The following is a 23,840-nucleotide window of genomic DNA, read 5'->3' as shown; positions in this document are numbered from 1 at the left end:
GCTCAGGCGCTCTCGTGACCCGCGAAGAAGACCAGGCGGTACTTGCCGACCTGGACCTCGTCGCTGTCCTTGAGCTGGACCTTCTCGATCCGGTCCCGGTTGACATACGTGCCGTTGAGGCTGCCGGCGTCCTCCACGGTGAACGTGTCACCGTCGCGGCGGAAGACCGCGTGGCGGCGGGAGACCGTGACGTCGTCGAGGAAGATCCCGCTCTCGGGATGACGGCCCGCGCTGACCTCGTCGGCGTCGAGCAGGAACCGGCTGCCGGAGCCCGGTCCCTTCTGCACGACGAGCAGCGCATGGCCGATCGGCAGGGCGTCGACGGCCGCGGCGTCGACCGGGCTCAGGGCGCGGTCGGAGGTCTCGACGCCGGCACCAGCACCCGCGCCACCACCGAATTGGATCGTCGCGGTGGCGTCGGTCAGGGGCGCCGGCTCAGGCGCGACAAGGCGGGTCCCGCACTGCGAGCAGAAGCGGGCGTCATCGGGGTTCTGCCGACCACAGGCGGTGCAGAACGGCATCAGTTGCTCCTCACGGTGGGTCTCTTACGAACCTACCGGATCAGTTGTCGAGCTGGGCCTCGTACGCGGCAGCGTCGAGGAGTCCGTCGAGGTCGCCGGCGTCCGCCGGGACGACCTCGAAGAGCCAGCCGGCGCCGTACGGGTCGGTGTTGACGAGCTCGGGGGTGGCGTCGAGGGCCTCGTTGACGGCCACGACCTCACCGGTGACCGGGGCGTAGACGTCGCTGACCGACTTGGTCGACTCCAGCTCGCCGCACGAGTCGCCGGCCGTGACGGCTGCGCCGACCTCGGGGAGCGAGACGTAGACGATGTCGCCGAGGGCGTCCTGGGCGTAGTCGGTGATCCCGACCCGCACCGAGCCGGCACTCTCACCGGGCTGCCGCAGCCACTCGTGCTCGACGGTGTACTTCAGGTCCGCGGGGTTCGTCATGGCACCGAAGGCTACTGCCCCTGGTCCGGAACGGCATACGAAGGCTGGTCGCGTCGCACGACAGATTCGATGTCGACCGTGCGCAGCTGCTGGACGCCGACGGTGGCGCCGTCCTCCTCGAGCTGCTTCTTGGGGCCGAGGGCGAAGGTCATCGCGTTCGCGAGCGCACCCGGCTCGCCGATCGCGACGATGCTGTACGGCGCCTCGATCCGCTCGCCGTCGACGACGAAGCCGCCGTCGGCCTCGGTGAACGACGTCTGCGCCACGACCCGCACCTTGCCGTTGATCTCGATCGCCTCGGCACCGACGGTGCGCAGCTCCTGCACGGTGTCGAGCAGGGAGCCGAGCCGGACCCGGCCGTCCTCCTCCTTGATGGTGACGCGCAGGCCCGGGCCGGTGACCGGCACCAGCCCGGCCAGGATGTTGAGGTCGTCGACCTCGGCATCGGCCTGGTCGATGGCGGTCTGCCGCTTGGACGAGTCGTCGCGCAGCCCCCCGGCGACCTTGTCGAGCCGGTCGATCTCGGTCTCGGTCTTCTGGCGGGCGCCGGCGAGGCCGTCGAGGAGGTCGATCAGCTCCTGCTGGCGCAGGCCGGCGTAGGTGTCGGTGGTGTCGGCGGTGCGCACCTGGGTCACCGCGCCGAAGCCGAGCAGCGCGAGCAGCCCCGCGGCGACCAGCTGCTTGCGCGAGGGGCGCAGGAGCGCGGCCTTGAGCCGGTCGACCGGGCTCTGTTCGGGCTGCGGCTCGGGCTGCGGCTCGGGCTGCGGCTCCTCCGGCTCCGGGTCAGGCATGGAAGATGTGCCTGCGGATGGCGGCGACGTTGGTGAAGATCCGGATCCCGAGGACGACGACGACGCCGGTCGAGAGCTGGCCGCCGACGCCGAGGCGGTCGCCGAGGTAGACGATGCCGGCCGCGATCACCACATTGCTGAGGAACGAGACCACGAAGACCTTGTCGTCGAAGATCCCGTCGAGGTAGGCACGCAACGCGCCGAAGACGGCGTCGAGGGCGGCGACCACCGCGATCGGCAGGTAGAACTCGACCGAGGGGGGCACGTCCGGTTGGAACACGAAGCCGAGGGCGACGCCCACGACGAGTCCGAGAACCGCGATCACGGCCCGTCACCTCCCTGCTGCCCCTGGGGCGTGGTCTTCTTCTGCTCGGCCGACCGTAGCCGTCCCAGCGCGCCGGGCGCGGCAGGCAGGTGGAGGTCGTCCACATTGTCCATCTTCTGCTCGAAGCCGTACTGCCGGGCCAGGGCCAGGAACCGCTGCCCCGCCTGGGACTCGGCGAACTTCGACGCGAGCGTCCTGCGGTCCCCGATCGCCAGGATCGTGAACGGCGGTGCGACGCCGAGGCCGTTGACCTCGATCGCCTCGCCGACGTTGGTGATGCCGCCGTGGGCATTGAGCCGCTGGCCGTTGATCGAGATCGCCTCGGCCCCGGCCTCCCACAGCCCGTCCACGAGCAGGGCGAGGTCGGAGTCGCGCAGCTGCTCGTCGGCGCCGACGTACGGCGGGTTGTCGAGCGTGACCCGGACGCCGGCACCGGTCACCGGCGCGAAGCCGGTGAGTGCGCCGACCTCCGAGACGCGGGCACGGAGCGCGCCGTAGCGCTCGCCCAGCGCGCGCAGCTGGTCCTCGGCCCTGGCGTTGGCGGAGCGCAGCCGGGCGGCCTCGTCCTGGAGCCGGCCGACGGTGGCCCGGCGGGCCTCGATCCGGTCGATCAGGCTGGCCCGGCTGGCGTCGGCCACGTCGGAGTCCTGGGAGGTCTGCACTCCAGCGACCGTCACGAGCATCGCGAACAGGCCGATCACCACGACCACGCCGACCCGGTAGCCGTGCCGGGGCCCGGTCTCCCCCGCCCCCTCGGCCGCCAGCGTCGCCGCCCGGGACGCCGCGACCTGGTAGTCGCGGTCCAGCGCCTCCTGCGTGATCAGCGTCAGCAGCGGCGTCCGGGCCCGGTCGAGGCTGTCAGGCATGGGTGCGTCGCTCGGTGCTCGCGAGCAGCTTGCGCACCTGCCAGGCGTAGAGCACGCCAGCCCACCAGTACAGGCCGATCCCCCACAGCGCGAAGGCCCAGCCGAACACCTGGGCCAGCACCGCGACCCGGCCGTCGCCGTCGCCGAGCAGGAGCAGCGGGAAGGCGTAGAGCAGGTTGAAGGTGGCGGCCTTGCCGAGGAAGTGCACCGGGAGTGCGCTGTAGCCGCGGGTACGCAGCAGCGGCACCAGGCCCCACAGCAGCAGGTCGCGCAGCGGCAGGCACAGGGCGACCCACCACGGGATGATGTCGCGCATCGCGAGGCCGACGACGACGGCGAGGATGTAGAGCCGGTCGGCGATCGGGTCGAGCAGCTGGCCGAGCTCGGTGGCCTGGTCGAGCTTGCGGGCCAGCCAGCCGTCGAGGAAGTCGGTGACGCCGGAGGCCATCAGCACGACGAGCGCGAGGACGTCGGCCTCGGGGCCCAGCACGAGGTAGAGGAACAGCGGGACGCCGAGCAGGCGCAGGAAGCTGATCAGGTTGGGCAGCGTCAGCACCCGTCGAGCAGCCACGGACGACACTCTAGTGGCGGGGGTCGGGGTCGGCGTGCTCACGGGGCCGAAGGCTCCTCGGAGTGTGCGGCGTCGCGGATCTCGCCGACGAGCTCCTCGATGACGTCCTCGAGGGCGGCCACACCGAGCGTCGTACCCGCGGGGTCGACGACCCGGGCCATGTGGGCGCCGCGGTGCTGCAGCACCTCGAGCGCGTCGTGCAGCAGGGTGTCGTCGGTGACGGTCGCGAACGGCCGGATCCAGCGGTCGGCGACCGGACGCTGACGACGCTCCTCGTCGGGCTCGAGGACGTCCTTGATGTGGAGGTAGCCGAGCAGGTCGACCGGGTCGTCGCCCTCGGCGACGACCGGGAACCGGCTGAAGCCGGTGGCGGCGCACAGCGCCTCGACGTCGGCACCGGTGGAGCCGCGTACGACGGTGGCGAGCGCATCGGGCCGCATCATCACCTCGGCGACGGTCTTCTCGGTGAAGCCGAGGGCGCCGGAGAGCCGGTCGTACTCGTCCTCGGCGAGCAGGCCCTCGCCGTGCGACTCCTCGACCAGGGCCGCGACCTCCTCACGGGTGAAGGTGCTGCCGATCTCGTCCTTGGGCTCGATCCGCAGCAGCCGGAGGATGGCGTTGGCGATCGCGTTGATCGTGGCGATGACCGGCCGCAGCACGGTGACGATGCCGAGCATCGGCGGGCCGAGGATGAGGGCGGCGCGGTCCGGCCCGGCGATGGCGATGTTCTTGGGCACCATCTCGCCGAGCACGACGTGGAGGAAGACCACGATCGTCATCGCGATCACGAAGGCCACGGGGTGCAGCCACTCCTCGGGCACGTGCAGCTCGTGGAAGACGGGCTCGATCAGGTGCGCGAGCGCGGGCTCCCCGACGGCACCGAGGCCGAGCGAGCAGATAGTGATGCCGAGCTGGGCGCCAGCCATCATCTCCGAGACCCGCTCCATCGCTGCCAGGGTGATCCGGGCCATCCGCGAGCCGGCCTGGGCGCGGGGCTCGATCTGGCTGCGTCGCGCGGAGATCAGCGCGAACTCGGCGCCGACGAAGAAGGCGTTGGCGGCCAGCAGGACGACTGCCAGCAGCACGCCACCGAAGTCACCCATCGGTCCCGACCTCCTCCCCCGGCTGCACGGGTTCGACGCGCAGCGAGATCCGGTCGATCCGCAGGCCGTCCATGTGGTCGACGGTCAGCACGGCCCGGCGCGCGGGCTCCTCGTCGTCCTCCCCCGTCACGGGCAGCGGTACGACGGCAACGTCGCCCGGCTGCGGGATCCGGCCGAGCAGCTTGAGCACGAGCCCGGCCACCGTGTCGTAGTCCTCGCTCTCGGGGAGCTCGATCTCGGTCAGGTCCTCGACCTCGTCGGGCCGCAGCAGCCCGGAGAGCGACCAGGTGCCGTCACGGCGCAGCCGGCCGCGGCTGCCGAGGCGGTCGTGCTCGTCGGCGATGTCGCCGACGATCTCCTCGATCACGTCCTCGAGGGTCACGATGCCGGCGTGGTCGCCGTACTCGTCGAGGACGATGGCGAGCTGGAAGCCGTCGGCGCGCAGCAGCGCGAGCAACGGGTCGAGGCGCAGCGAGTCGGGCACCAGGATCGGCTTGGCCATCAGGTGCTTGACCTTGGTGGTGGCCCGCTCGTGCAGCGGGAGGGCCACGGCGTTCTTGACGTGGACCGTGCCGACCACCGCGTCGGTGTCGTCGAGGACCGGGAACCGGGAGTTGCCGGACTCGCGGGCGAGCGCGATCACCGCACTGGCGCGGTCGTTGGCGTCGAGCGAGCGGGTCCGCACCCGCGGCGTCATGATCTCGCCGGCGGTGCGGGTGCCGAACTCGACCGAGCGCTCCATCAGCTCGGCGGTGTCGGCGTCGAGGGTCCCCTCGTCGGCCGAGTGCTGGATCAGGGAGGCCAGCTCCGTGGAGCTGCGGGCCGAGCGGAGCTCCTCCTGCGGCTCGACGCCGAGGCGCCGCACGATCGCGTTGGCGCTGCCGTTGAGCACCTTGATCGGGCCGCGCGCGGCCGCGGTGAAGATCCGCATCGGGCGCTGGGTCAGCCGGGCCGTCGTCATCGGCAGCGCGATGGCGACGTTCTTGGGGACCAGCTCGCCGACCAGCATGGTCAGCAGGGTGCTCAGGGTCAGGCCGAGCGCGACGCTGACCGGGCGGACCGCGCTCTCGGACACCCCTGCGGTCTCCAGCGGGCCACGCAGCAGCTCGGCGATCGCCGGTTCGGCGAGGAAACCGATGGCCAGGTTGGTGATGGTGATGCCGACCTGGGCACCGGAGAGCTGGGTCGAGAGGGAGCGCAGCGCCTTCTGCAGCCCGATCGCGGCCGCGTCGCCGTCGGCGGCTGCCCGGTCGACCTGGCCGCGGTCGACGGTGACGAAGGCGAACTCGGCCGCGACGAACAGGCCGCACGCGAGTACCAGGAGGATGGCGAGTCCCAGCAGTAGCCAGGCGGTCATCGGGTTCTGCGGCTCCTGCCCACGGTTCGGTACCAGTCGATCAGCTCTGGTGCGTCCACACTACCGGGGTCGTAGGAGCCGCCGAGGTCCCGGCCCGTGAGCACCTTCTTCACCGGCACCTCGAGCTTCTTGCCGGACCGGGTGTGCGGGATGCCCGGCGCGGCGATCACGACGTCGGGGACGTGTCGCGGCGAGGCGTGGGTGCGGACGGCGTCGCGGATCCGTGCGTCGAGTGCCTCGTCGAGCTCGGCGCCGTCGGCGAGGACGACGAACAGCGGCATCCAGTAGCCGCCGTCGGGCTCCTCCAGCCCGATCACCAGCGCCTCGCGGACCTCCGGCAGCGCCTCGACCGGCTCGTAGATGTCGCCGCTGCCCATCCGGATGCCGTTGCGGTTGAGGGTCGCGTCGGAGCGGCCGTGGATGACGACCGAGCCGTGGTCGGTCAGCGTGATCCAGTCGCCGTGGCGCCACACGCCGGGGAAGGTGTCGAAGTAGGCGTCGTGGTAGCGGCTTCCGTCGTCGTCGCCCCAGAAGTACAGCGGCATCGAGGGCATCGGCCGGGTGACGACCAGCTCGCCGACCTCGCCGCGCACCGGGTGGCCCTCGGCATCGAACGCGTCGAGCGCGCCGCCCAGGCAGGGCCGGGACAGCTCGCCGGGCCAGACCGGCACCGTCGGCGCGGGACCGACGAAGGCGCTGACGACGTCGGTGCCGCCGCTGATCGAGCAGACCTGCACGTCCGGGCCGAGCTCGGCCTGCAGCTCCTCGTGGCTGGTCGCCGGGAAGGTGGAACCGGAGATCCCGACCCGGCGCAGCCGAGAGAGGTCGTGACCGGCCGGTCCCACGCCGGCCTTCTGGCACGCGGCCACGTAGCCGGGGCTCATCCCGACGACGGTGACGTCGAGTCGGTCGGCCAGCGCCCACAGGCCGTCGGTGGCGGGATGGGCCGGGCTGCCGTCGTACGTCACCACGGAGGCGCCGGTCAGCAGGGCTCCGACGACGAAGTTCCACATCATCCACGAGGGCGTGGTGAACCAGAACAGGCGCTCGCCCGGCCCGAGGTCGAAGTGGTACGCCGCCACCTTGGCCTGCTCCAGGAGTGCGCCGCCGTGGCCGTGCACGATCCCCTTCGGCCGCCCCGTGGTGCCCGACGAGAACAGCACCCACAGCGGGTGGTCGAAGGCGACGGCCACCGGCTCGAAGGGGACGTCGGCCCCCAGCGCCTCGTCCCAGGCGGGCGTCCCGACCTCGAGCACCGCGCGCAGCGTCGGCAGCGCGGCGGTCAGCTCGGCGACGACGTCGCTGCGGTCGTGCACCTTCTGCCCGTGGACGTACGACGACGCGTGCACCAGCACCACCGGCTCGAGCTGCTCGAAGCGCGAGCGGGCCGCGGAGGCGGCGTAGTCCATGCCGCACACCGACCAGATCGCGCCGAGGCTGGCCGTGGCCAGGAAGGCGACGACCGCGTCGGGCGTGTTGGGCACGAAGCCGACCACGCGGTCGCCCTCCCCCACGCCGAGGCCGCGCAGGGTCGCGGCCAGGCTCGCCGTACGACGCCGCAGCTCGCCCCAGGTGATCTCGACGGTCGCGGCCGGGTCCTCGGTCACGCCGACGACGGCGACCTCGTCGTGCGGGCGGGCGTCGAGGACGGCAGCGGCGTAGCTGACCCGGGCCTCGGGGAACCAGACGGCGCCGGGCATCCGCTCCTCCGCGAGCACCGGGCCGGGCAGGTCGAAGCCGAGATGCCGGGCCACTCCCGACCAGAACCCGTCGAGGTCGCGGACCGACCAGGCCCACAGGTCGTCGTAGCCGCCCGGGATCCCGACGAAGCGTGCGAGCTCCTCGATCCGGCTCATGAGGTCAGCGTAGGCGCGTCACCCGTCACGCGGGACCAGCTGCCGTCGGCGTCGAGGCGCCGGATCAGCCTGGCCGGGACGCCGCCCACGACGGCGTGGTCCGGCACCTCCCCGCGCACGACGGAGCCGGCCGCGACGACGACGTTCCGGCCGATCGTGGTGCCCGGCAGGATCATCGCGCCGTGGCCGATCCAGGTGCCGGAGCCGATGGAGACCGGCTGGTGGGTGCCGAACTGCAGGCCCACGGGGATCTCGGGGTTCGTGTAGCCGTGGCTGGCGTCGGAGATGAACACGTCCTGGCCGAACCAGACGTCGTCGCCGATCTCGATCGACTCGTGGGCGGTGATGGTGATCCGGGCGCCGAGGACGCAGCGCTCGCCGACCCGCAGGCCGCGCTCGGGCAGCACCTCCTGGGTCGGGCCGTACCCGACCGAGAGGGTGGCGTACTTGCCGATCAGGGTGTCGCGCCCGATGTGGATGGCGCTGGCGTTGACCACGTCGGACAGCGGGAACGCCAGGCAGGCACCGGGCCCGAAGGTGCCGAAGGTGGCGGCCAGGGCGCTGTCCGGCGAGACGTCGCCCACGTGCTCCGCCCACCGCCAGGCAGCGTGGACGGAACGGTTCAGGAGGCGGCGGAGCGGGCGCCGGAGATCGAGCACCGGGCGAGGTTACCGAAACGCAACAATCATGCGGGTTCGCCGGTTCGTCCACCCACCATTCGTGGCCGTAGTATCGGTCAGTGCAGAAGCCCCACGTCATCGCCTATTTCGCCGACGACCCGACCCGGGTCTACCAGCTCCTCCAGTGGCTCCCGGTGCTGGAACGGCTCGATGACACCCACCCCGTGGGCATCCTGACGCGCGACCCCCAGACCCGCGCCATCGTCGAGGAGCGCACTTCGCTGCCCGTGTTCTTCGCGCCCGGCTTCGCCGACCTCGCGGCGACGTACGACGAGCTGGACACCAAGGTCGTCGTCTACTGCAACAACTCGATGCTCAACTTCAACTCGCTGCTCGACGGCCGGATGCTGCACGTGCACATCAACCACGGCGAGAGCGACAAGCAGTCGATGATCTCCAACAACGCGAAGGCGTACGACCGCGTCTTCGTCGCCGGCGAGGCGGCCGTCCAGCGGCACCGGGCCGCACTGATGGAGCTCGACGAGCACCGCCTGGTCCGGATCGGCCGGCCGCAGCTCGACCTGCGCCCCGCTCCCCTGCTGCCGGCGAGCGAGCGTCGTACCGTCCTCTACGCGCCGACCTGGGAGGGCGACGCGGGCTACAACGACTACACGTCGGTCGACGTGTTCGGCGTCGACATCGCCCGCTCGATCCTGGCCGTGCCGGACATCCGGCTCGTCTACAAGCCGCACCCGAAGGTCACCACCAGCCTGACGCCGGCGATCCGCGAGGCGCACCAGGCCATCCTCGAGCTGGTCGAGCGGGCCGCCGAGAGCGACCCCGAGGCCGGGCACGCCGCCATCTGGCAGGGCGACATCCTCGCCGTCTTCCCCGGCTGCGACGCGATGGTCACCGACGTCTCCTCCGTCGGCCTGGACTGGCTCTACCTGCAGACCGACAAGCCGATCCTGATCACCGACCGGCACCACGACGCCGAGCGGCTGCGCCAGGAGGTGCCGGTCAGCCGCTGCGCCGACGTCATCGACACCGAGGACCTGCCCGGCCTGACCGAGCTGCTCACCGACCGGCTCGAGCACGACGAGCACCGGATCGCCCGCGCCGCGATGCGCCACCACTACTTCGACGACAACGGCGTCGGCGACAGCACGGTGCGCTTCGTCGAGGCGATCACCGGGCTCGTCGAGCTGCGCGACCAACTCCGCGGCGAGCTCGCCACCGGCGACCAGGGAACTGTCGGGGCCGCCTGACAGGCTGGGCGCATGCCCGACACTCGCGAGGTCTACGCCGCCGAGGACCTCTTCACCGGCTGGCTCGACGAGGCCGCACGCACGCCGGGTGAGCCGCTGCGGATCCGGGTCGGCAGCGCGCTTCAGTCCTTCGAGCCCGAGACCGAGCCGCGGTTCACCGATCCGGCGCACGTCCAGGAGTTCGTGGACAAGGTGCTCGCGCACCTCGTCGCCACGGGGAGCCCGTACGACGACGGCACGGGTCTCGACCTCGCCGGAGTGCCGGTCGTGGTCCGCGCGCGCCGGGGCCACACCAAGGCGCACTACGAGTACGACGAGCTGCCTGCCCGCGGCGTGATGGCGATCCCGCCGCGTGAGGTCGGTGGGGCGTGGTCGCTGCGCGCGGCCGTGGTGCTGCACGAGCTCGCCCACCACCTGGCGGGTGCCGTCGGGCACGGGCCGGAGTTCCGCACGACGTACCTCCGGCTGCTCGAGGACGTCGGCATGCCGGTGCTGGCCGACCTGCTCCACACCGCCTACCGGCTGCACGGGCTCGACACCGGTGTCGACGGTGAGGACCGCACCCTGCTGCGGATCGGCCGACTGCTGCGCCAGGCCGAGCGGACCTCCAACACCGCCGAGCGCGAGGCCTTCTTCGCCAAGGCGCAGTCGCTGGCCACCCGCCACCAGATCGCGCTCGCCGTCGCCCGGGCCACGGCCGGTGCCGAGGAGAAGCGCGAGGAGCCGACCTGGGAGACGGTGCTGATCGGCGAGTCCGGCAAGCGCTCACTGGCCCGCTACGTGCGGCTGGTCCTCGAGATCGCGCGCGCCAACGACGTACGGGTGGCGATCTACACGAGCAACACTCGGGTCACGCTCTACGGCTTCCCGTCCGACATCGCCGTGGTCCAGGCGCTCTACGCCACGCTGGTCACGCAGATGGTCACCGACGGTGACGCCCACCTGCGCTCGGGCGCCCACAAGGCCGACCAGCGCGAGGTGTGGAACGCCCGTCGCCGGCGCTGGGAGCTCAAGCCGGTGCACGGGTCGACCGCCCGGGCGGCGTTCTACGAGGCCTGGGCCGACCACGTCGGCGACCGGCTGGCGACGGCACGGGCCGCGGCGCGGGCAGCAGCGGTCGCGGCCGACGCCCCGGTGGCCGAAGGTCCCACGTCGACCGAGCTGGCGATCCGGGCGCGCGAGGTCGAGGTGGTCGACTACTTCGGCCGGATGCAGCGCGACCACGACATCCGCGGCACCTGGAAGGGCGCCGCGCAGGCCGGGCACGCCGCCCCCGGGTCCCGCGACGCCGGCACCCGGGCTGCCGCCCGGGCCAGCCTGGGCACCGAGCGCGCGATCACGGGCGGTAGGTGAGCCGCCACGGCTGCTTGCGGAAGACCAGCTGACCGGTGGTGCCGTCGAGGTTCGCCCGGACGTACCGCTCCGGGCCGATCGCGTCGAGGAACGCCTTGACCTGAGGGTCCGTGGTGGCCTGCAGGGCCGTCGGGACCTCCAGCATCCCGTTGAACATCCGTGGCGTCGCGTCGAGCCCGCGGGCCCGCTCGAACTGCCGGATGTTGTCGGTCGTGTGCAGCCGCAGGGAGAAGGTCTCTCCCGTCGTCAGGCGTACGTCGACCCGCGACGGCGTGCAGTAGGTGTTGAAGTCGGGGATGGTCACGGTCCCGCCGGGCACGGCGCCGGCGTAGGTCCGGTCCTCGCTGGCCGCGAGGCCGACCGCCGAGGTGTCGCGCCCCGGGTTGAGCAGGACGCTGCCGACCAGGGAGCCACCGGTGGGCGTGAACGACCAGGCCGGCGCGCTGATGTCCTTGTGCCAGAAGCCGACGACGCCGGCCCTGCGGCCCTCAACGCGCAGCTCGCGCTTCGTGGCGCCGGCACCCACCTTGTGGATCGAGATCAGGTCGGTGATCACGCCGGGCACCTTCGGCTGGTGGACCCACGCAGGCGACGGGAGCTGGATCCTCGGGTTCGCCACGCCGCGCTGGTCGTCGTAGGCGTAGTCGAAGAAGATCGGGTCGGCGCCGGCGATGTCGAAGTCGTAGAGGCGGGTGAAGAGATCGCCGTACTGCCCGACCACGAAGACGGTCGAGCCGGAGGCGGACATGTTCACCGAGCGGAACCGGCCGCGCAGCGGGCCGCACATCTCGTAGCTCAGGTCCGAGGCGAGCCACGGGTCGAGGTAGGTGAGTCGCTGTCCGCCGTGGCTCAGCAGCCAGATGTGGGAGACCTTGCCGGTGCCGACGCGGTGGGCGTTGCCGGCGTCGTCGGTCCAGGTGCCGTCCTCGAGCTGGGAGACGACCGACCACGACCAGGCGCTGATGCCGGTCGGGAGCTGGTGGCCGGGACCGGTCCACAGCGGCGGCCCCCAGCGCAGCGACCAGTTGAAGTACGGCGCCGCCTTGAGCGCACCGTCCATGCCGTAGATCCAGCGTTGCTGGTCGATCGCGACCAACTCGTCGTCATCGGCGGAGATCGCCGCGATCCTCCCGGCGATGCAGGCGGGCATGGCGAGGCGGGCCCACGGCTCACGGATGCCGGTGACCTCGGTGTTGGACTTGAACCACACGGTGCCGTGGTCGAGCGCGAACTGGTAGCGCCGGTTGAAGGTCTGGGTGGCGCTGCGGAAGACCACCTGGGCAGGCAGGCCCGTGGGGGCGTCGGTGGGATCGCCCTCGCGCAGCGGGTTGCCGGTGTCGGTGCCCTGACGACCGGGCTCCCCGGCACCCTCGGGCAGGCCGATGGTGCCGCCGATCAGGACCGGGCAGCGCAGCATGCCGGCCCGGCCGGCCAGCAGCGCGTGCACGATGCCGGGGACCTGGGCGAGCAGGTCCTGCAGGTCGATCTCGCCCCCGCCGCCGTCCGCGCGTGCTTGGGGAGCGCGCAGCGGTGTGATGAGCAGGGCCGCGAGCAGCAGCGGCAGCACGAGCCTGGTGGTACGTCGCATGGGTCCTCCGTCGGTGGCGCACCCATCCAACGCCGCTCGACCCGGATCAGGTGGTGGAGGTTTCCACAAGTTCAGTGCCGGTGACCTGGAGGGCAGCCCAGAGCTCTCCCCGGCCCTGCGGGGTCCGCCAGTCCTCGCCGAGCAGCCGGGCGGTGCGGGTCAACCGGTTGCGGACCGTGTTGGCGTGCACCGCGAGGTCGCGGGCGACGGCGTCGACCTGGCCGTCGCGGGCCAGCCAGGTGGCGAGGGTCCGGAGCAGGTCGTGGCGGGGCTCGGCCGCGAGCGGGGCGATCCACCGCTCGTGGAGTCGGCGGGCCAGGGCCGGGTCCTCGTGCAGCGGGACCAGCAGTCCGAGCTGGTCGAGCGTGATCGCGCCGGTCCGGCCGAACCGGCGGCCGACCCGGGCCGCACGGGTCGCGTCGCGCAGCGCGGTCGGGAGCCCATCGAGCTCCGTGGGTCCGCTGACGCCGGCGGTCAGCTCCCGCGGCACGCTGGGTGGTCGGGGCACCAGGCCGGCCGTCGTACCCCAGACGCCGCCGTGGTTGGCCAGGCGCAGCGCCGGGGTGACGCCGTCGACGACGGCGACCGCCCGCCACCGGGCGGCCGGGTCGAGCCCGAGCCGGAGCATGGTGTCGCGCGCGGCGTCGAGGTCGCCGGCGAGCAGCTCGGCGACCAGCTGCTCGTGGTGCACGTGCGGCTCGACCGCGTCGGGCCGCGCGCCCTGCAGCCCCTGCGCCGCCCAGACGGCGACCTGCTCCGCCCAGACCCGGGCGGCACGCGAGGCGGTCAGCAGGTCGGCAGCGGGGACGTCGGCGAGGGCGGCCCGGTCCAGGACGTCGTGCTCGACCTCGCGGGCCCCGAGCAGCACCGCGGTCACGAGGTCGTCGACGGCGATGCCGGCACCGGCTCCCTGGACGCCGGTGCCGAGTGCGGCGAGCCGGTCCTCTTCGGTGGGCGGGCCGAACGGGTTGCCGTGGGCGGCCCGCTCGAGGATCCGGGTCATCCCGATCCAGACCTCGCTCGACGGCGTGGTCGCATAGCTGGGCACGCCTCCGGTGACGGCGTCGGTCACCCGTCGCACGATCCGGTCACGGTCGGCCCACATCGCGTCGAGGTGCGGGCGCATCGCCTGCTCGATGGAGAGCTCCACAAGCTGAACCTTCCCACGGTGGAGCGATCGCCACGTCGTGATCCCGGAACCGGCCCTAGGTTCGGTCGACGTGACTCCCCTGCTGTCGCCCCTGCTCGCGACCCTGGTCCCGACCGACGCCGCCCGCGAGGCGCTGGCGATGCTGCGCGACCCGTCGAACCTGCACTGGTACGTCGTGACCTTCTTCGGCATCGTCATGTACGTCTACGCCAACGAGGTCGAGCGCAAGCGGTACGACGTGATCGCGGCCGGGCTCGCGTTCTTCCTGATGGACGTCTTCAACGAGCTGGTGAACTCGGCGTGGTTCCACGTCAGCGACCGGGCGCCACTGTGGACGGTGACCGGCGACACGGCGTACCTGATCCTGATCGGCTGGTCGGTCGAGATCGTCTTCCTGTTCCTGATCAGCGGCATCGAGTTCGTGAAGTTCCTGCCGACCGACAAGGGCATGAAGATCCTCGGGATCCCGAACCGCTGGTTCTTCATCACCTGGTGGTCGTGCGTGTGCGTCTTCGTCGAGGTGCTGCTGCACCGGGCCGGGATCTTCCACTGGTCGTGGTGGTACTGGGGCGAGCCGTTCCTGCTCCCGATCGTGGTGCTCGGCTACGGGACCTTCTTCTGGATCGCGGCCACCGTGTTCGACATGGACAGCCACCGCAAGCGGTTCACCATCGTCGGTGCGATGGCGGCCGTCGACCTGGTCCTCGCCGTGACCTTCGGGCTGGCCGGCTGGCTCTGACCGGGGTTCACAGGTCGAGCGGCGGGACGACGTACGACGCCACGAGCGCGCGCTCCTTCGTCGGGTCCGTGCCCGGCATCGCCACCAGGGACAGCACCGAACGGACGATCCACTCACCGTCCCGGCTGTCCGGGCGAGCTGCGCCGGTCAGGGTCCGGGCGAGCGCGGTGACGCCGTCGGGGCCGCCGAGCAGGTCGTCGATGCTGCCGCGGTCGCGCAGCCAGGTGGCGACCACGGGGTCGTCGCGGATGGCTTCCGCAGCGGTGACGATCGCCTCGGTCGCCCGCTCGGCGCCGGTCATCCCGGCCGTCGCCTCCTCGACCCGCGCGACGACCGCCGCCGCGCCGTCGGTGAGCAGGGCGTCGACGAGCGCTGCCCGGCTGCCGACGAGGCGGTAGAAGGTCGCCCGCGAGCAGCCGGCGCGACGGGCGATGGCGTCGGCCGTGGTCCGCTCGATGCCCCGCTCGAGGAACAGGTCGCCCGCGGCGCGGTGGATGCGTCGTACGGCGGCCTCACGGCGCCTCCCGTCGAGCAGCCAGTCGCCCTGAGTCATGCACAGAGCGTCTCGCACTGAGACACTCCATGGCCAGGTTCAGGCATCAGATGAGACACATCCTGGGTATGTCTGCACGGACCTGTCCGCTTCTGATGACGCGCCGCTCCCCCGGGCTGACACTGGCTCCATGTTCGACGTGTTCGACCCAGCACTGGTCGCCGATCCCTATCCGGCACTGGCCCGGCTGCGGTCCTGCTCCCCCGTCCACCGCGTCTCCGGGACCGACGTCCACCTGGTCTCGTCGTGGGACCTGGTCCAGGAGGTGCTCGCCGCGCCCGGGACGTACTCCTCGCACCTGCGATCGGTGCTGCTGCGCCGGCCCGACGGGTCCGCCACCGCGCTGCCGATGGACGGAGGCGGCAGCGTCGAGCAGGTCCTCGCCACTGCCGACGACCCGACCCACAAGATCCACCGCACGGCGGTGCTCGGCACGATCGGGCGCCGGATCCGGGCCCTGGAGTCCTCGGTGACAGGACAGGTGGACCGGCTCTGGTCGACGTACTTCTCCGGGGCCGGCGGCGACTGGGCCGTCGACATGGCCGACCGGCTGCCGCTCGCCCTGGTCGCCGAGCTGATCGGGCTCGCGCCCGACGACGTGCCGGAACTGCTGCGGTGGGCCTATGACAGCACCGAGATGCTCGGCGGCTGGGTGGACGAGACGCGGCTGGACGTGACGATCGACGCGTCCTTCGCGCTGCACGACTACCTCGCCGCGCGCTTCGACGCCGCGCTCGACCGTCCCGGCGACGACCTGATGGGCGAGCTCGCGCTGGCCGTCCAGCTCGACGAGCTGGAGGCCGGTACGGCGGTCCTGGTGCTGCTCCAGCTGGTCGGCGCCGGCGGCGAGTCCACCGCGGGCCTTCTCGGCACGGCGGCGCACCGGCTCGCGGCCGACCGCTGCCTGCAGAACCGGCTGCGCGCCGAGCCGGACCTGATCGACCCGTTCCTCGACGAGTGCCTGCGCCTCGAGTCGCCGTTCCGTGGCCACTACCGGCACGTGCTCGCCGACACCACGCTCGGCGGCGTCGACCTGCCCGCGGGCAGCACCCTGCTCCTGCTCTGGGGCGCCGCCAACCGCGACCCGGCCCGGTTCGAGGAGCCGGACCTGCTGGACCTCGGCCGCGACGGCGTACGTCAGCACCTCGCGTTCGGCCGGGGCATCCACTTCTGCGTCGGCTCGGCACTGGCCCGGCTCGAGGCGACGGTCGCGATCCACACGTTGCTCACGCGGACGGCGTCGTTCCGGCTCGACGGCCCGGAGGACGAGGCCACCGCCTGGGTGCCGAGCATCTTCGTGCGCCGGCACTCGCGGCTGCGGCTGGCCCTGGAGCGCTGACGAATCACCCCATTGGTGGGGATGTTCCCCCGAGAGTGCCGGCCTACCGTCGAGAGGTGCCGGCACCGCTCCCCGCTGTCGGCCACTCGAACCCGAGGAGCAGGTCATGGCGGTAGCGATCGTGATGGACTTTGCGGGCGGCACGCTGGAGCAGTACGACCAGGTGTGCGCCAAGATGGGCCTGACCCCCCGTGGGCCGGGCCCGGCCGGAGCCGTGAGCCACTGGGTCACGGCGACCGACGACGGCATCCGGGTCACCGACGTGTGGCAGACCCGCGAGCAGTTCGACACCTTCGCCGCCGAGCAGATCGGCCCGTTCTCGGCCGAGTTCGGGCTGCCCGCGCCGGAGACGTCGTTCTACGACGTGCACAACTACTTCACCGAGGGCTGAGCTCTCGGAAACGCAGGTCAGCGGGCCCGCCGGTTCGCCCGGCCGTTGGCGCGCGCCACCAGCTCGTCGCCGTGGGTGACCCGGATGACGAACAGGTCCTCCTTGGCGAGCCGCTCGGCGACCTCGGCGGCGGCGACCAGCGCGTCCCCCACGCGCGCTGGCCGCACGTAGTCGATGTGGACCGCGCTCACGACGCCGGAGTGCTCGGCGTCGTTGGCGGCCGCGGCGAGCGCGATGCCGGCCAGGGAGAACAGGAACGAACCGTGCGCGGTGCCGTGCGGGTTGAGGTGGTCGTCGGTGACGGTCACCCGCGCCTCGGCCCGGCCGCCGCCGTACCCGACGACGTCGACGCCCAGGGTGGCGGCGTAGTTGTCCCGCGGGGCGCTCACCGCGGCGCGTCCACGAAGATGTCGTACTCCAGCTCGCCCGTGCCGCCGTACGACGACAGGTCGCTCACCCCGGCCTCGCGCAGCACGTCGACGTCGAGCACGGCGTTGCCGGTGAACTCGCGCGAGGGCCGGGTCAGCACCTCGACCGCGGCGTCGGCCATGATCTCGGGCGTCCGCGCCCTCTCCATCGCGGCGTCGCCGCCGAGCAGGTTCTGCACCGCGGAGGTGGCGATCAGGGTCTCGGGCCACAGGCAGTTGGCAGCGACGCCTGCTTCGGCGTACTCCGCCGCCCAACCGAGCGTCAGCAGCGACATGCCGTACTTCGCGAGCGTGTACGCCGGGTGCTTGCCGAGCCACTCCGGCGACATGTTCAGCGGCGGGCTGAGCGAGAGGACGTGCGGGTTGGTCCCGGTGCGCAGGTGGGGCAGGCAGGCGCGGGTCAGCAGGTAGGTGCCGCGCAGCTGGATCTGGGTCATCAGGTCGAACCGCTTGACCGGGAGCTGCTCGGTGCTGTCGAGCGCGATGGCGGAGGCGTTGTTGACGCAGATGTCGATGCCGCCGAAGCGCTCGACCGCACGCGCCACGGCGCCCTCCACCGAGGCCTCGTCGCGCACGTCGCCCACGACGGCGAGCGCCTGTCCACCGGCCGCCTCGATCTCGGCGGCCGCGGTGTGGACGGTGCCGGGAAGGCGCGGGTCCGGCACGTCGGTCTTCGCCAGGAGCACGACGTTGGCGCCCTCACGCGCTGCCGCCAGCCCGATCGCCAGCCCGATCCCCCGGCTTCCGCCGGACATCATCAGGGTCCGCCCTGCCAGTCGCTTCTGCGTTGTCTCCGTCATGGCGGCACCGTTACACAGAAGCAACAGTCGCGCCAAGAGTGTTAGACATAGGTCACAACAGGATCGCGACACCCGTCGTCGTTCTGTAACATCCCTCTCGTCATGCCTGATCTGAAGCCCGTCTCGACCCGGTCCGCGCTGCTCACGCTGCTGCTCGGCGCCGAGGTCCCGCGGCTGACCACCCGCGAGCTGGTCGCCGCCGCGTCGGTCGTGGGCTTCGCGGAGCCGACCGTCCGAGTCGCGCTCTCGCGAATGGCGACCGCCGGCGACGTGGTCCGCGACGACGAGGGGGCCTACCGCCTGTCCAAGCGGCTCGTCGTACGCCAGCGCCGGCAGGAGGAGGCCGCCCACCCGTCGCTCCGGGCGTGGGACGGGAGCTGGGAGCTGGTGGCGGTGACCACCGCCGGCCGTACGGCGAGCGACCGGGCCGAGCTGCGTGTCGCGCTCGCCGAGCTGCGGCTCGCCGAGCTCCGCGAGGGCCTGTGGACCCGGCCGGCGAACCTCGACCTGGCCTGGCCGGACGCCATCAGCGAGGTGTGCGAGCGGTTCACCGGCGCGACGCCCGCTGCTGATCCGGCGTCGCTCTGCGCACGCCTGTGGGACCTCGGCGCGTGGGCCGCGACCGCCCGGCGGCTGCTGGACGCGACCGCCACCGACGACCCGGTGCTGCGGTTCACCGCCTGTGCCACGTCCGGGCGCCACCTGCTCGCCGACCCGGTGCTGCCGCCCTCGCTGCTGCCCGACGACTGGCCGGGCGACGCGCTGCGGGCCTCCCACGTCGCCTACAAGCAGTGGGTGGTCGACATGCGGCACAGCCTCACCGACGGCGCCGCCTGAACCCGCACAATGGCCGGGTGACGTCGGCGGAGCGCAGCGAGAGCCTGGTGACGGTGCTGGTCGCGCTGTCCGCCAACGCGCTGATCGCCGTGGCCAAGACCGTGGCTGCCGGCGTGACCGGCTCAGCGTCGATGACAGCCGAGGCCGCCCACTCCTGGGCCGACACCGGCAACGAGGTGTTCCTCCTCGTCGGCGAGCGCAAGGCCGCGCGACCGCCCGACGCCGAGCACTCCCTCGGCTACGGGCGGGTCGGCTACATCTGGTCGATGTTCGCCGCGTTCGGCCTGTTCACGGTCGGCTCGGCGGTGTCGATCTGGCACGGCGTCCAGTCGCTGAACGCCGAGGAGGAGGCGCCGTCGTACGTCTGGGCGTACGCCGTGCTCGGCCTGGCCTTCCTGCTCGAGGGCACGTCCTTCCTGCAGGCACTGCGTCAGGCCCGCGACGCCGCCGTACCTCGTCGGCTGCACCCGCTGCGCTACCTCAAGATCACCTCGAACCCGATGCTGCGCGCGGTCTTCGCCGAGGACCTCGCCGCCCTCGTCGGCCTGGTCGTCGCGTTCGTCGGCATCCTGCTCCACCAGCTCACCGGCGACCCGGTCTGGGACGCGCTCGGCTCGATCCTGGTCGGCGTCCTGCTCGGCGTGGTCGCGCTCTTCCTGATCCGCCGCAACATGGACTTCCTCACCGGCGAGGCGGTCACGCCGCTGGCCCGCAACATCGCGCTGCGCGCCCTGCTCGAGCACCCCGAGATCGCCCGCATCAGCTACCTGCACATGGAGTGGGTCGGTGCCGACCGGATCTTCCTGGTCGCCGCCGTCGACCTGGAGGGCGACGCCCCGGAGTCCGACGTCGCGGAGCGGCTCGGTGCGGTCGCGGACGCGCTGCACGAGCGGCCGGAGATCGTGCGGGCGGTGCTCACCCTCACCCGGCCCGGTGACGGCACGGACCTGCGGCCCGGACCGCTGCCGGACTGGTACCTGAGCTAGTTGCATGGGGGTCACCGGCGGAGATCACATCAACCAGGTTGACGCGATCCCCGCCGATGTCAGATCCCGCCGGCCCGTTCAGGGTCGTTCTCAGTCAGCGGCGGGCGCCGGCTCGCTCCGGAACCGGTTCGGGCGACCGGCGATGCCCAGCGCACGCCAGACCCGGCGCGAGACCGGGTTCACCAGGCCGGTCGACTCCGCGAGCATCCGGACGTCGCCGAACATGTCGCGCAAGAACTTGCGGGACTCCGGGCTCTCCCACCAGACCTCGCGGGCGACCTCCCGCGGGATGCCCATGGCGCGGATCGCCGTCGGGCCGGGTACGACGATCGCGTCGCACAGCACGCGCATCAGCACCGGGGTGAGCACCGAGGCGACCCCGCGCTGCACGACGTTGAGCCGGGGTGCGCGGTGCTCCAGGAACTGGTGGGCGAAGCCGATGTGACGGGCTTCCTCGGCGACGTGGATCTGGCTGATCCGCTCGAGCAGCGGGTGCATCGGGGCACCGGAGCGGAGCATCACCTTCTGCACGTGGTCGATCGGCTCCTCGCCGCCGAGCACACCGACGAAGAAGATGAACGGCAGGTGCTTGGCGGCGAGCGGGAGGAAGGGACCGAGAGCGCGGAACAGGCTGTGCGCGCCCGGGACGTCCAGGCCGGTCCGGTTCACGAACTCCTGGAACATCTGGGTGTGATGGCACTCCTCGGTCGCCTCGTGGGTCGAGTACCGGAACTCGGCGCGCCCGTTCGGCAGGTCGAGGCAGTACATCATCAGCCCGGCGACGAGCACCTGCTCGAACTGCAGCCCGACCTTGACGACATTGGTCTGGCGGTAGAAGCCGACCTCGATCTGCCGCTCCCGTGGGAGCTCGCGGTACCAGGAGGTCCGGCCGAGCGGGTCGACGTCGGGCAGGATCCAGCGCGGGTCATGCGGGTCGATGGCGTACGCCGGGTCGTCCCACGCGATGTCGACGAACGCGTCGAAGTGGTGCTCGACCGAGGCCTCGGACAGGGTCCGGAGCTGGTCCTGGTAGTTCGTCCGGTCAACGCCGATGCCGCCCATGGTCAGATGTTACCGCTGGTAACACCTAACGCAAGGGCGGCACGACGATTGACTCCGAGCCGGATCAGAAGTGGGTGCCGCCGTCGATGCGGACCTCGGTGCCGGTGATGAACGCACCGTCGTCGCTGGCGAGCATGGCCACGACACCGGCGACGGTCTCGGGACCGGCGAAACCCTGGCCGAGGGCAGGGGCGAGCTTCATGAACAGGCTCATGTCGGCGTCCTCCGGCAGGCCGGGGCCGACACTCTGCCCGCTCGCACCGGAGCCGTCGGTCATGCCCGAGGAGATCGAGCCGGGCTGGACGGAGGTGAAGCGGATGCCGGCGCTGGCGTACTCGGAGGCGAGCGCGTGGGTCATCGACTGGATGCCGCCCTTGCTGGCCGCGTACGCCGCCATGTACGGGTGGGCGAACATCGCCGAGGTGGAGCTGAAGTTCACCACGGCGGCGCCGTTGCCCTCGCGCAGCGCGGGGATCGTCTCGCGGATCACGAGGAAGGTGCCGACCAGGTTGATCCGGAGAACCTGCTCGAACGACTCGAGGGTGGTCTCGTGGGTGTGGCTCGAGCGCAGGATCCCGGCGGCGTTGACGACGGCGTCCAGGCCACCGAGCGCCTCGACGGCGGCCGCGACGCCGGCCTTGACCGAGTCCTCGTCGGCGATGTTCATGACGACGGTGGTCAGCCGGACGGCCGCACCCCCGTCGAGCGCACCCGCCTTGGTGACGGTGTCGGCGAGACCGGCCTCGCTCACGTCGGCGGCCACGACACTGCCGCCCTCGGCCAGCATGCGCAGCACGGTGGCCTGCCCAATGCCCGAGCCGCCTCCGGTGACCAGAGCCCGGCGTCCCTCGTAACGGTTCATCTCGACTTCCTCTCGATCGTCGCGGTGGCTTCGGTGTCATCGCGGTCTGTCTGGCACAACGTGCCACTACGGCACAATATGCCCATGCTCGCGAAGAAATCGCTAGTCTGTCCTCGTGAGCGAGACAGCGAGCCTGACCGAGCGACGGCGGGCCGCGACCCAGCTCGAGATCGCGCGCGTGGCCGCCCGCCTGTTCACCGAGCACGGCGCCGCGGGTACGACGGCCGAGGCGATCGCCGCCGCGGCCGGTATCGGGCTACGGACCTTCTACCGCTACAGCCGGACCAAGGAGGACGCGGTCGCGCCGCTGCTCACCGTCGGTGGCGACGCCTGGCGAGCCCGGCTGGCGGCGACCGAGCCCGGCGCTCCGCTGCTCCCGGCCGTCGAGGCGGCGATCCGGGACTCCCTCGGCGCGGGAGACGACACCACGGCCGCCGACCTGCCGTCGGTGCGCGGACTGCTGCGCGCGGCCTCGGAGGACCCGGACCTCGCGGCCGTCTGGTACCGCGTCAACCGGGACTCCGAGGCCCGGCTGCTCCCCGTCCTGACGACGATCGCGCCCGCCGCCGACCCGCTCGAGCTGAGGCTCGTGGCGGCTGCGGCGACGGACGCGATCCGGGTGTCCCTGGAGGACTGGGCACGGGGCGAGAGTCCCGAGGCACCGGTCGAGCTGGCCGTCCGGTGCCTGCGGGCGCTCACGCTCGGGCTGGCGTCCTGACCTTCTCGATGACCAGGTAGGCGACCAGGCCGACGACCAGGCCGACGACGGCGTCGGACAGGAAGTCCGCGGAGTAGTGGACGATCACCGCGGCGCCGGCACCGATGGCCCACGCCAGGAAGGCAGTGATCCGGACCGGCGACTCGGCACGCCCCTCGAGGCGGCTGCGGAGCAGGACCTGGTCGGCGATCAGGACGGCGCCCAGCGGCGGCACGAGGACGCCGAGGAAGGCCAGCCAGCTCACGAAGTGGTGCCAGGCGCCGGCCAGGGCGACGACCACGCCGAGCACGCCGAGCACGAGGGTCAGCAGCCGCATCGTCGAGCGGGTCAGGTGCGACCAGCCGAGGGCGCCGTTGTAGAGACAGTGCGTGCAGACCGAGCCGAGGTTGATCAGGACGAAGACCACGACGAACGCGTTGAGCAGGACGTTGTCCTCGCCGGTGAGGATCGGCGTGAAGTCGCCGCCGACCGCGCTGGCGTTGGCGATGGCGCCGGCTGCGACCAGGACGCCGCCGCTGAGCTGGGCGATCAGGCTGGCGATGGGGAACGCAGTGACCGTGGCGAGGACGGCCTCACGACCGTTGCGCGACCAGCGGGTGAAGTCGGCTGTCATCGTGCCGGAGTCCGCGAAGGTCGCCATGATCGAGGTGACCGCGACGCCGAAGGTCATCGCTCCCCCGCCGACGCCCGCGTAGCTGGTGACCTGCGAGAAGTCGGCAGTGCTGGCGGCCACCGCGATCGCGATGATCACCGCGACGATGAACAGCGGAGCGGCGATGGCGCCGAGCCACGAGAGGGCCTTGATGCCGACGTACGTCACGGCGATGAAGGCGGTGCCGGCGACGAGGACGACCAGCGTCTCGTTCCAGCCGAAGGCCTGGTGCAGGCTGGCACCAGTGGCGCCGGTGTTGAAGGCGAACCAGCCGACGACGACGGTCGCGAGGAAGCCGGAGGCCAGTGCGTACCCGAGGGTGCCGAAGGTCTCGGTGGCCTGCAGCGCGAAGCTCTTGCCGGTCTGGCCGGCGCGGTAGCTGAGCAGGCTGACGTAGACGAACATGATCGCGTTGGCGACCAGGATCGCCGCGACGCCCTGCCAGAAGCCGAGCAGCGCCACGACCAGGCCGCCGGGGATCGCGTTGGTCAGGATCATCGGGAAGCCGAACCAGACGGCCGAGACCGTCAGGAGCGACTTGCGGTGCGTCTCGGGGACCGGGCTGTGCTCGAACTCGGACTCGAGCTCACGCCCGGGCGCCTGGTCCCGGTCGGTTCCGGACGGGGTTCCCGTGGAGGTCGTCATCGGCAGGACTCTCTGCTGGGCCGGTCGGG

Annotated in this window: 26 protein-coding genes; 8 read left to right on the top strand and 18 right to left on the bottom strand. The window is 71.9% G+C overall.

Annotated elements, in window-relative coordinates:
* Positions 1-2 precede the first annotated feature (2 nt).
* From ACZYRU_RS14230 to ACZYRU_RS14185, 10 genes are read right to left on the bottom strand one after another with little or no spacing between them, the layout of a single operon-like run.
* Positions 3-521, bottom strand: a complete 519-nt coding sequence (locus tag ACZYRU_RS14230) for an FHA domain-containing protein (protein WP_488957746.1) — start codon at positions 519-521, stop codon at positions 3-5.
* 40 nt (positions 522-561) lie between these two features.
* Positions 562-951: a glycine cleavage system protein GcvH gene (gene gcvH / locus ACZYRU_RS14225; RefSeq protein WP_488957745.1), complete on the bottom strand. Its 390-nt coding sequence runs from the start codon at positions 949-951 to the stop codon at positions 562-564.
* An 11-nt stretch (positions 952-962) separates the two neighbouring features.
* Positions 963-1,742: a DUF881 domain-containing protein gene (locus ACZYRU_RS14220; protein ID WP_488957744.1), complete on the bottom strand. Its 780-nt coding sequence runs from the start codon at positions 1,740-1,742 to the stop codon at positions 963-965.
* Positions 1,735-2,067, bottom strand: a complete 333-nt coding sequence (locus ACZYRU_RS14215) for a small basic family protein (RefSeq protein WP_488957743.1) — start codon at positions 2,065-2,067, stop codon at positions 1,735-1,737. The genes ACZYRU_RS14220 and ACZYRU_RS14215 overlap by 8 nt, the downstream gene beginning before the upstream one ends.
* On the bottom strand, positions 2,064-2,933 hold the full coding sequence (locus ACZYRU_RS14210) for a DUF881 domain-containing protein (protein WP_488957742.1): 870 nt from the start codon (positions 2,931-2,933) through the stop codon (positions 2,064-2,066). The genes ACZYRU_RS14215 and ACZYRU_RS14210 overlap by 4 nt, the downstream gene beginning before the upstream one ends.
* A complete protein-coding gene (gene clsA, locus ACZYRU_RS14205; RefSeq protein ID WP_488957741.1) occupies positions 2,926-3,504 on the bottom strand; it encodes a cardiolipin synthase ClsA in 579 nt (192 codons plus the stop codon). The genes ACZYRU_RS14210 and clsA overlap by 8 nt, the downstream gene beginning before the upstream one ends.
* Before the next feature lie 38 nt (positions 3,505-3,542).
* A complete protein-coding gene (locus ACZYRU_RS14200) occupies positions 3,543-4,607 on the bottom strand; it encodes a hemolysin family protein (RefSeq protein ID WP_488957740.1) in 1,065 nt (354 codons plus the stop codon).
* Positions 4,600-5,964 (bottom strand): hemolysin family protein, encoded by a 1,365-nt coding sequence (locus ACZYRU_RS14195; protein WP_488957739.1) that lies wholly within the window; start codon positions 5,962-5,964, stop codon positions 4,600-4,602. The genes ACZYRU_RS14200 and ACZYRU_RS14195 overlap by 8 nt, the downstream gene beginning before the upstream one ends.
* Positions 5,961-7,820, bottom strand: a complete 1,860-nt coding sequence (locus ACZYRU_RS14190) for an acetoacetate--CoA ligase (protein WP_488957738.1) — start codon at positions 7,818-7,820, stop codon at positions 5,961-5,963. Before ACZYRU_RS14190 ends, ACZYRU_RS14195 begins: the two co-directional genes overlap by 4 nt.
* Positions 7,817-8,479, bottom strand: coding sequence for an acyltransferase (locus ACZYRU_RS14185; RefSeq protein WP_488957737.1), 663 nt, complete (start codon positions 8,477-8,479; stop codon positions 7,817-7,819). The genes ACZYRU_RS14190 and ACZYRU_RS14185 overlap by 4 nt, the downstream gene beginning before the upstream one ends.
* Positions 8,480-8,559: 80 nt before the next feature.
* On the opposite strand from ACZYRU_RS14185, the gene ACZYRU_RS14180 reads away from it, so the two are divergent.
* A complete protein-coding gene (locus ACZYRU_RS14180) occupies positions 8,560-9,708 on the top strand; it encodes a CDP-glycerol glycerophosphotransferase family protein (protein ID WP_488957736.1) in 1,149 nt (382 codons plus the stop codon).
* Between the two features lie 12 nt (positions 9,709-9,720).
* Complete coding sequence (locus ACZYRU_RS14175) at positions 9,721-11,061, top strand: DUF7168 domain-containing protein (protein WP_488957735.1); 1,341 nt, start codon at positions 9,721-9,723, stop codon at positions 11,059-11,061.
* Here the strand turns inward: ACZYRU_RS14175 and ACZYRU_RS14170 are convergent.
* Positions 11,045-12,649 (bottom strand): SDR family oxidoreductase, encoded by a 1,605-nt coding sequence (locus ACZYRU_RS14170; protein ID WP_488957734.1) that lies wholly within the window; start codon positions 12,647-12,649, stop codon positions 11,045-11,047. The two genes, ACZYRU_RS14175 and ACZYRU_RS14170, sit on opposite strands and share 17 nt — an antisense overlap.
* A gap of 46 nt (positions 12,650-12,695) precedes the next feature.
* On the bottom strand, positions 12,696-13,799 hold the full coding sequence (locus tag ACZYRU_RS14165; RefSeq protein ID WP_488957733.1) for a PucR family transcriptional regulator: 1,104 nt from the start codon (positions 13,797-13,799) through the stop codon (positions 12,696-12,698).
* 70 nt (positions 13,800-13,869) lie between these two features.
* Between ACZYRU_RS14165 and ACZYRU_RS14160 the strand changes: the two genes are divergently transcribed.
* The gene (locus ACZYRU_RS14160) at positions 13,870-14,538 is read left to right on the top strand and encodes a hypothetical protein (RefSeq protein WP_488957732.1); all 669 of its coding nucleotides are present in this window, start codon (positions 13,870-13,872) and stop codon (positions 14,536-14,538) included.
* A gap of 7 nt (positions 14,539-14,545) precedes the next feature.
* On the opposite strand, the gene ACZYRU_RS14155 is transcribed toward ACZYRU_RS14160, so the two are convergent.
* The gene (locus ACZYRU_RS14155; RefSeq protein ID WP_488957731.1) at positions 14,546-15,091 is read right to left on the bottom strand and encodes a TetR/AcrR family transcriptional regulator; all 546 of its coding nucleotides are present in this window, start codon (positions 15,089-15,091) and stop codon (positions 14,546-14,548) included.
* 130 nt (positions 15,092-15,221) lie between these two features.
* Between ACZYRU_RS14155 and ACZYRU_RS14150 the strand changes: the two genes are divergently transcribed.
* Positions 15,222-16,430, top strand: coding sequence for a cytochrome P450 (locus ACZYRU_RS14150; protein WP_488957730.1), 1,209 nt, complete (start codon positions 15,222-15,224; stop codon positions 16,428-16,430).
* Positions 16,431-16,536: 106 nt separating this feature from the next.
* Positions 16,537-16,821 (top strand): hypothetical protein, encoded by a 285-nt coding sequence (locus ACZYRU_RS14145; protein WP_488957729.1) that lies wholly within the window; start codon positions 16,537-16,539, stop codon positions 16,819-16,821.
* 17 nt (positions 16,822-16,838) lie between these two features.
* Here the strand turns inward: ACZYRU_RS14145 and ACZYRU_RS14140 are convergent, their stop codons facing one another.
* Both ACZYRU_RS14140 and ACZYRU_RS14135 read right to left on the bottom strand, forming a co-directional pair.
* Positions 16,839-17,210 (bottom strand): hotdog fold thioesterase, encoded by a 372-nt coding sequence (locus ACZYRU_RS14140; protein ID WP_488957728.1) that lies wholly within the window; start codon positions 17,208-17,210, stop codon positions 16,839-16,841.
* Positions 17,207-18,049: an SDR family oxidoreductase gene (locus ACZYRU_RS14135; RefSeq protein WP_488957727.1), complete on the bottom strand. Its 843-nt coding sequence runs from the start codon at positions 18,047-18,049 to the stop codon at positions 17,207-17,209. The genes ACZYRU_RS14140 and ACZYRU_RS14135 overlap by 4 nt, the downstream gene beginning before the upstream one ends.
* A 102-nt stretch (positions 18,050-18,151) precedes the next feature.
* Between ACZYRU_RS14135 and ACZYRU_RS14130 the strand changes: the two genes are divergently transcribed.
* Positions 18,152-18,886 carry a PaaX family transcriptional regulator C-terminal domain-containing protein gene (locus ACZYRU_RS14130; RefSeq protein WP_488957726.1) on the top strand — a complete coding sequence of 245 codons (735 nt, stop codon included), beginning with the start codon at positions 18,152-18,154 and terminating at the stop codon, positions 18,884-18,886.
* A 17-nt stretch (positions 18,887-18,903) separates the two neighbouring features.
* Positions 18,904-19,872 carry a cation diffusion facilitator family transporter gene (locus tag ACZYRU_RS14125; RefSeq protein WP_488957725.1) on the top strand — a complete coding sequence of 323 codons (969 nt, stop codon included), beginning with the start codon at positions 18,904-18,906 and terminating at the stop codon, positions 19,870-19,872.
* Positions 19,873-19,962: 90 nt separating this feature from the next.
* On the opposite strand, the gene ACZYRU_RS14120 is transcribed toward ACZYRU_RS14125, so the two are convergent.
* Positions 19,963-20,934, bottom strand: a complete 972-nt coding sequence (locus ACZYRU_RS14120) for an AurF N-oxygenase family protein (RefSeq protein ID WP_488957724.1) — start codon at positions 20,932-20,934, stop codon at positions 19,963-19,965.
* Between the two features lie 64 nt (positions 20,935-20,998).
* Positions 20,999-21,796: an SDR family NAD(P)-dependent oxidoreductase gene (locus tag ACZYRU_RS14115; RefSeq protein WP_488957723.1), complete on the bottom strand. Its 798-nt coding sequence runs from the start codon at positions 21,794-21,796 to the stop codon at positions 20,999-21,001.
* Between the two features lie 115 nt (positions 21,797-21,911).
* Between ACZYRU_RS14115 and ACZYRU_RS14110 the strand changes: the two genes are divergently transcribed.
* Positions 21,912-22,514: a TetR family transcriptional regulator gene (locus ACZYRU_RS14110; RefSeq protein WP_488957722.1), complete on the top strand. Its 603-nt coding sequence runs from the start codon at positions 21,912-21,914 to the stop codon at positions 22,512-22,514.
* On the opposite strand, the gene ACZYRU_RS14105 is transcribed toward ACZYRU_RS14110, so the two are convergent.
* Positions 22,492-23,811, bottom strand: a complete 1,320-nt coding sequence (locus ACZYRU_RS14105) for a cytosine permease (RefSeq protein ID WP_488957721.1) — start codon at positions 23,809-23,811, stop codon at positions 22,492-22,494. The genes ACZYRU_RS14110 and ACZYRU_RS14105 overlap by 23 nt on opposite strands.
* Positions 23,812-23,840 lie beyond the last annotated feature (29 nt).

The organism is Nocardioides sp. F233 (genome assembly GCF_057813895.1).
This window is presented reverse-complemented; position numbering and strand designations above follow the sequence as displayed.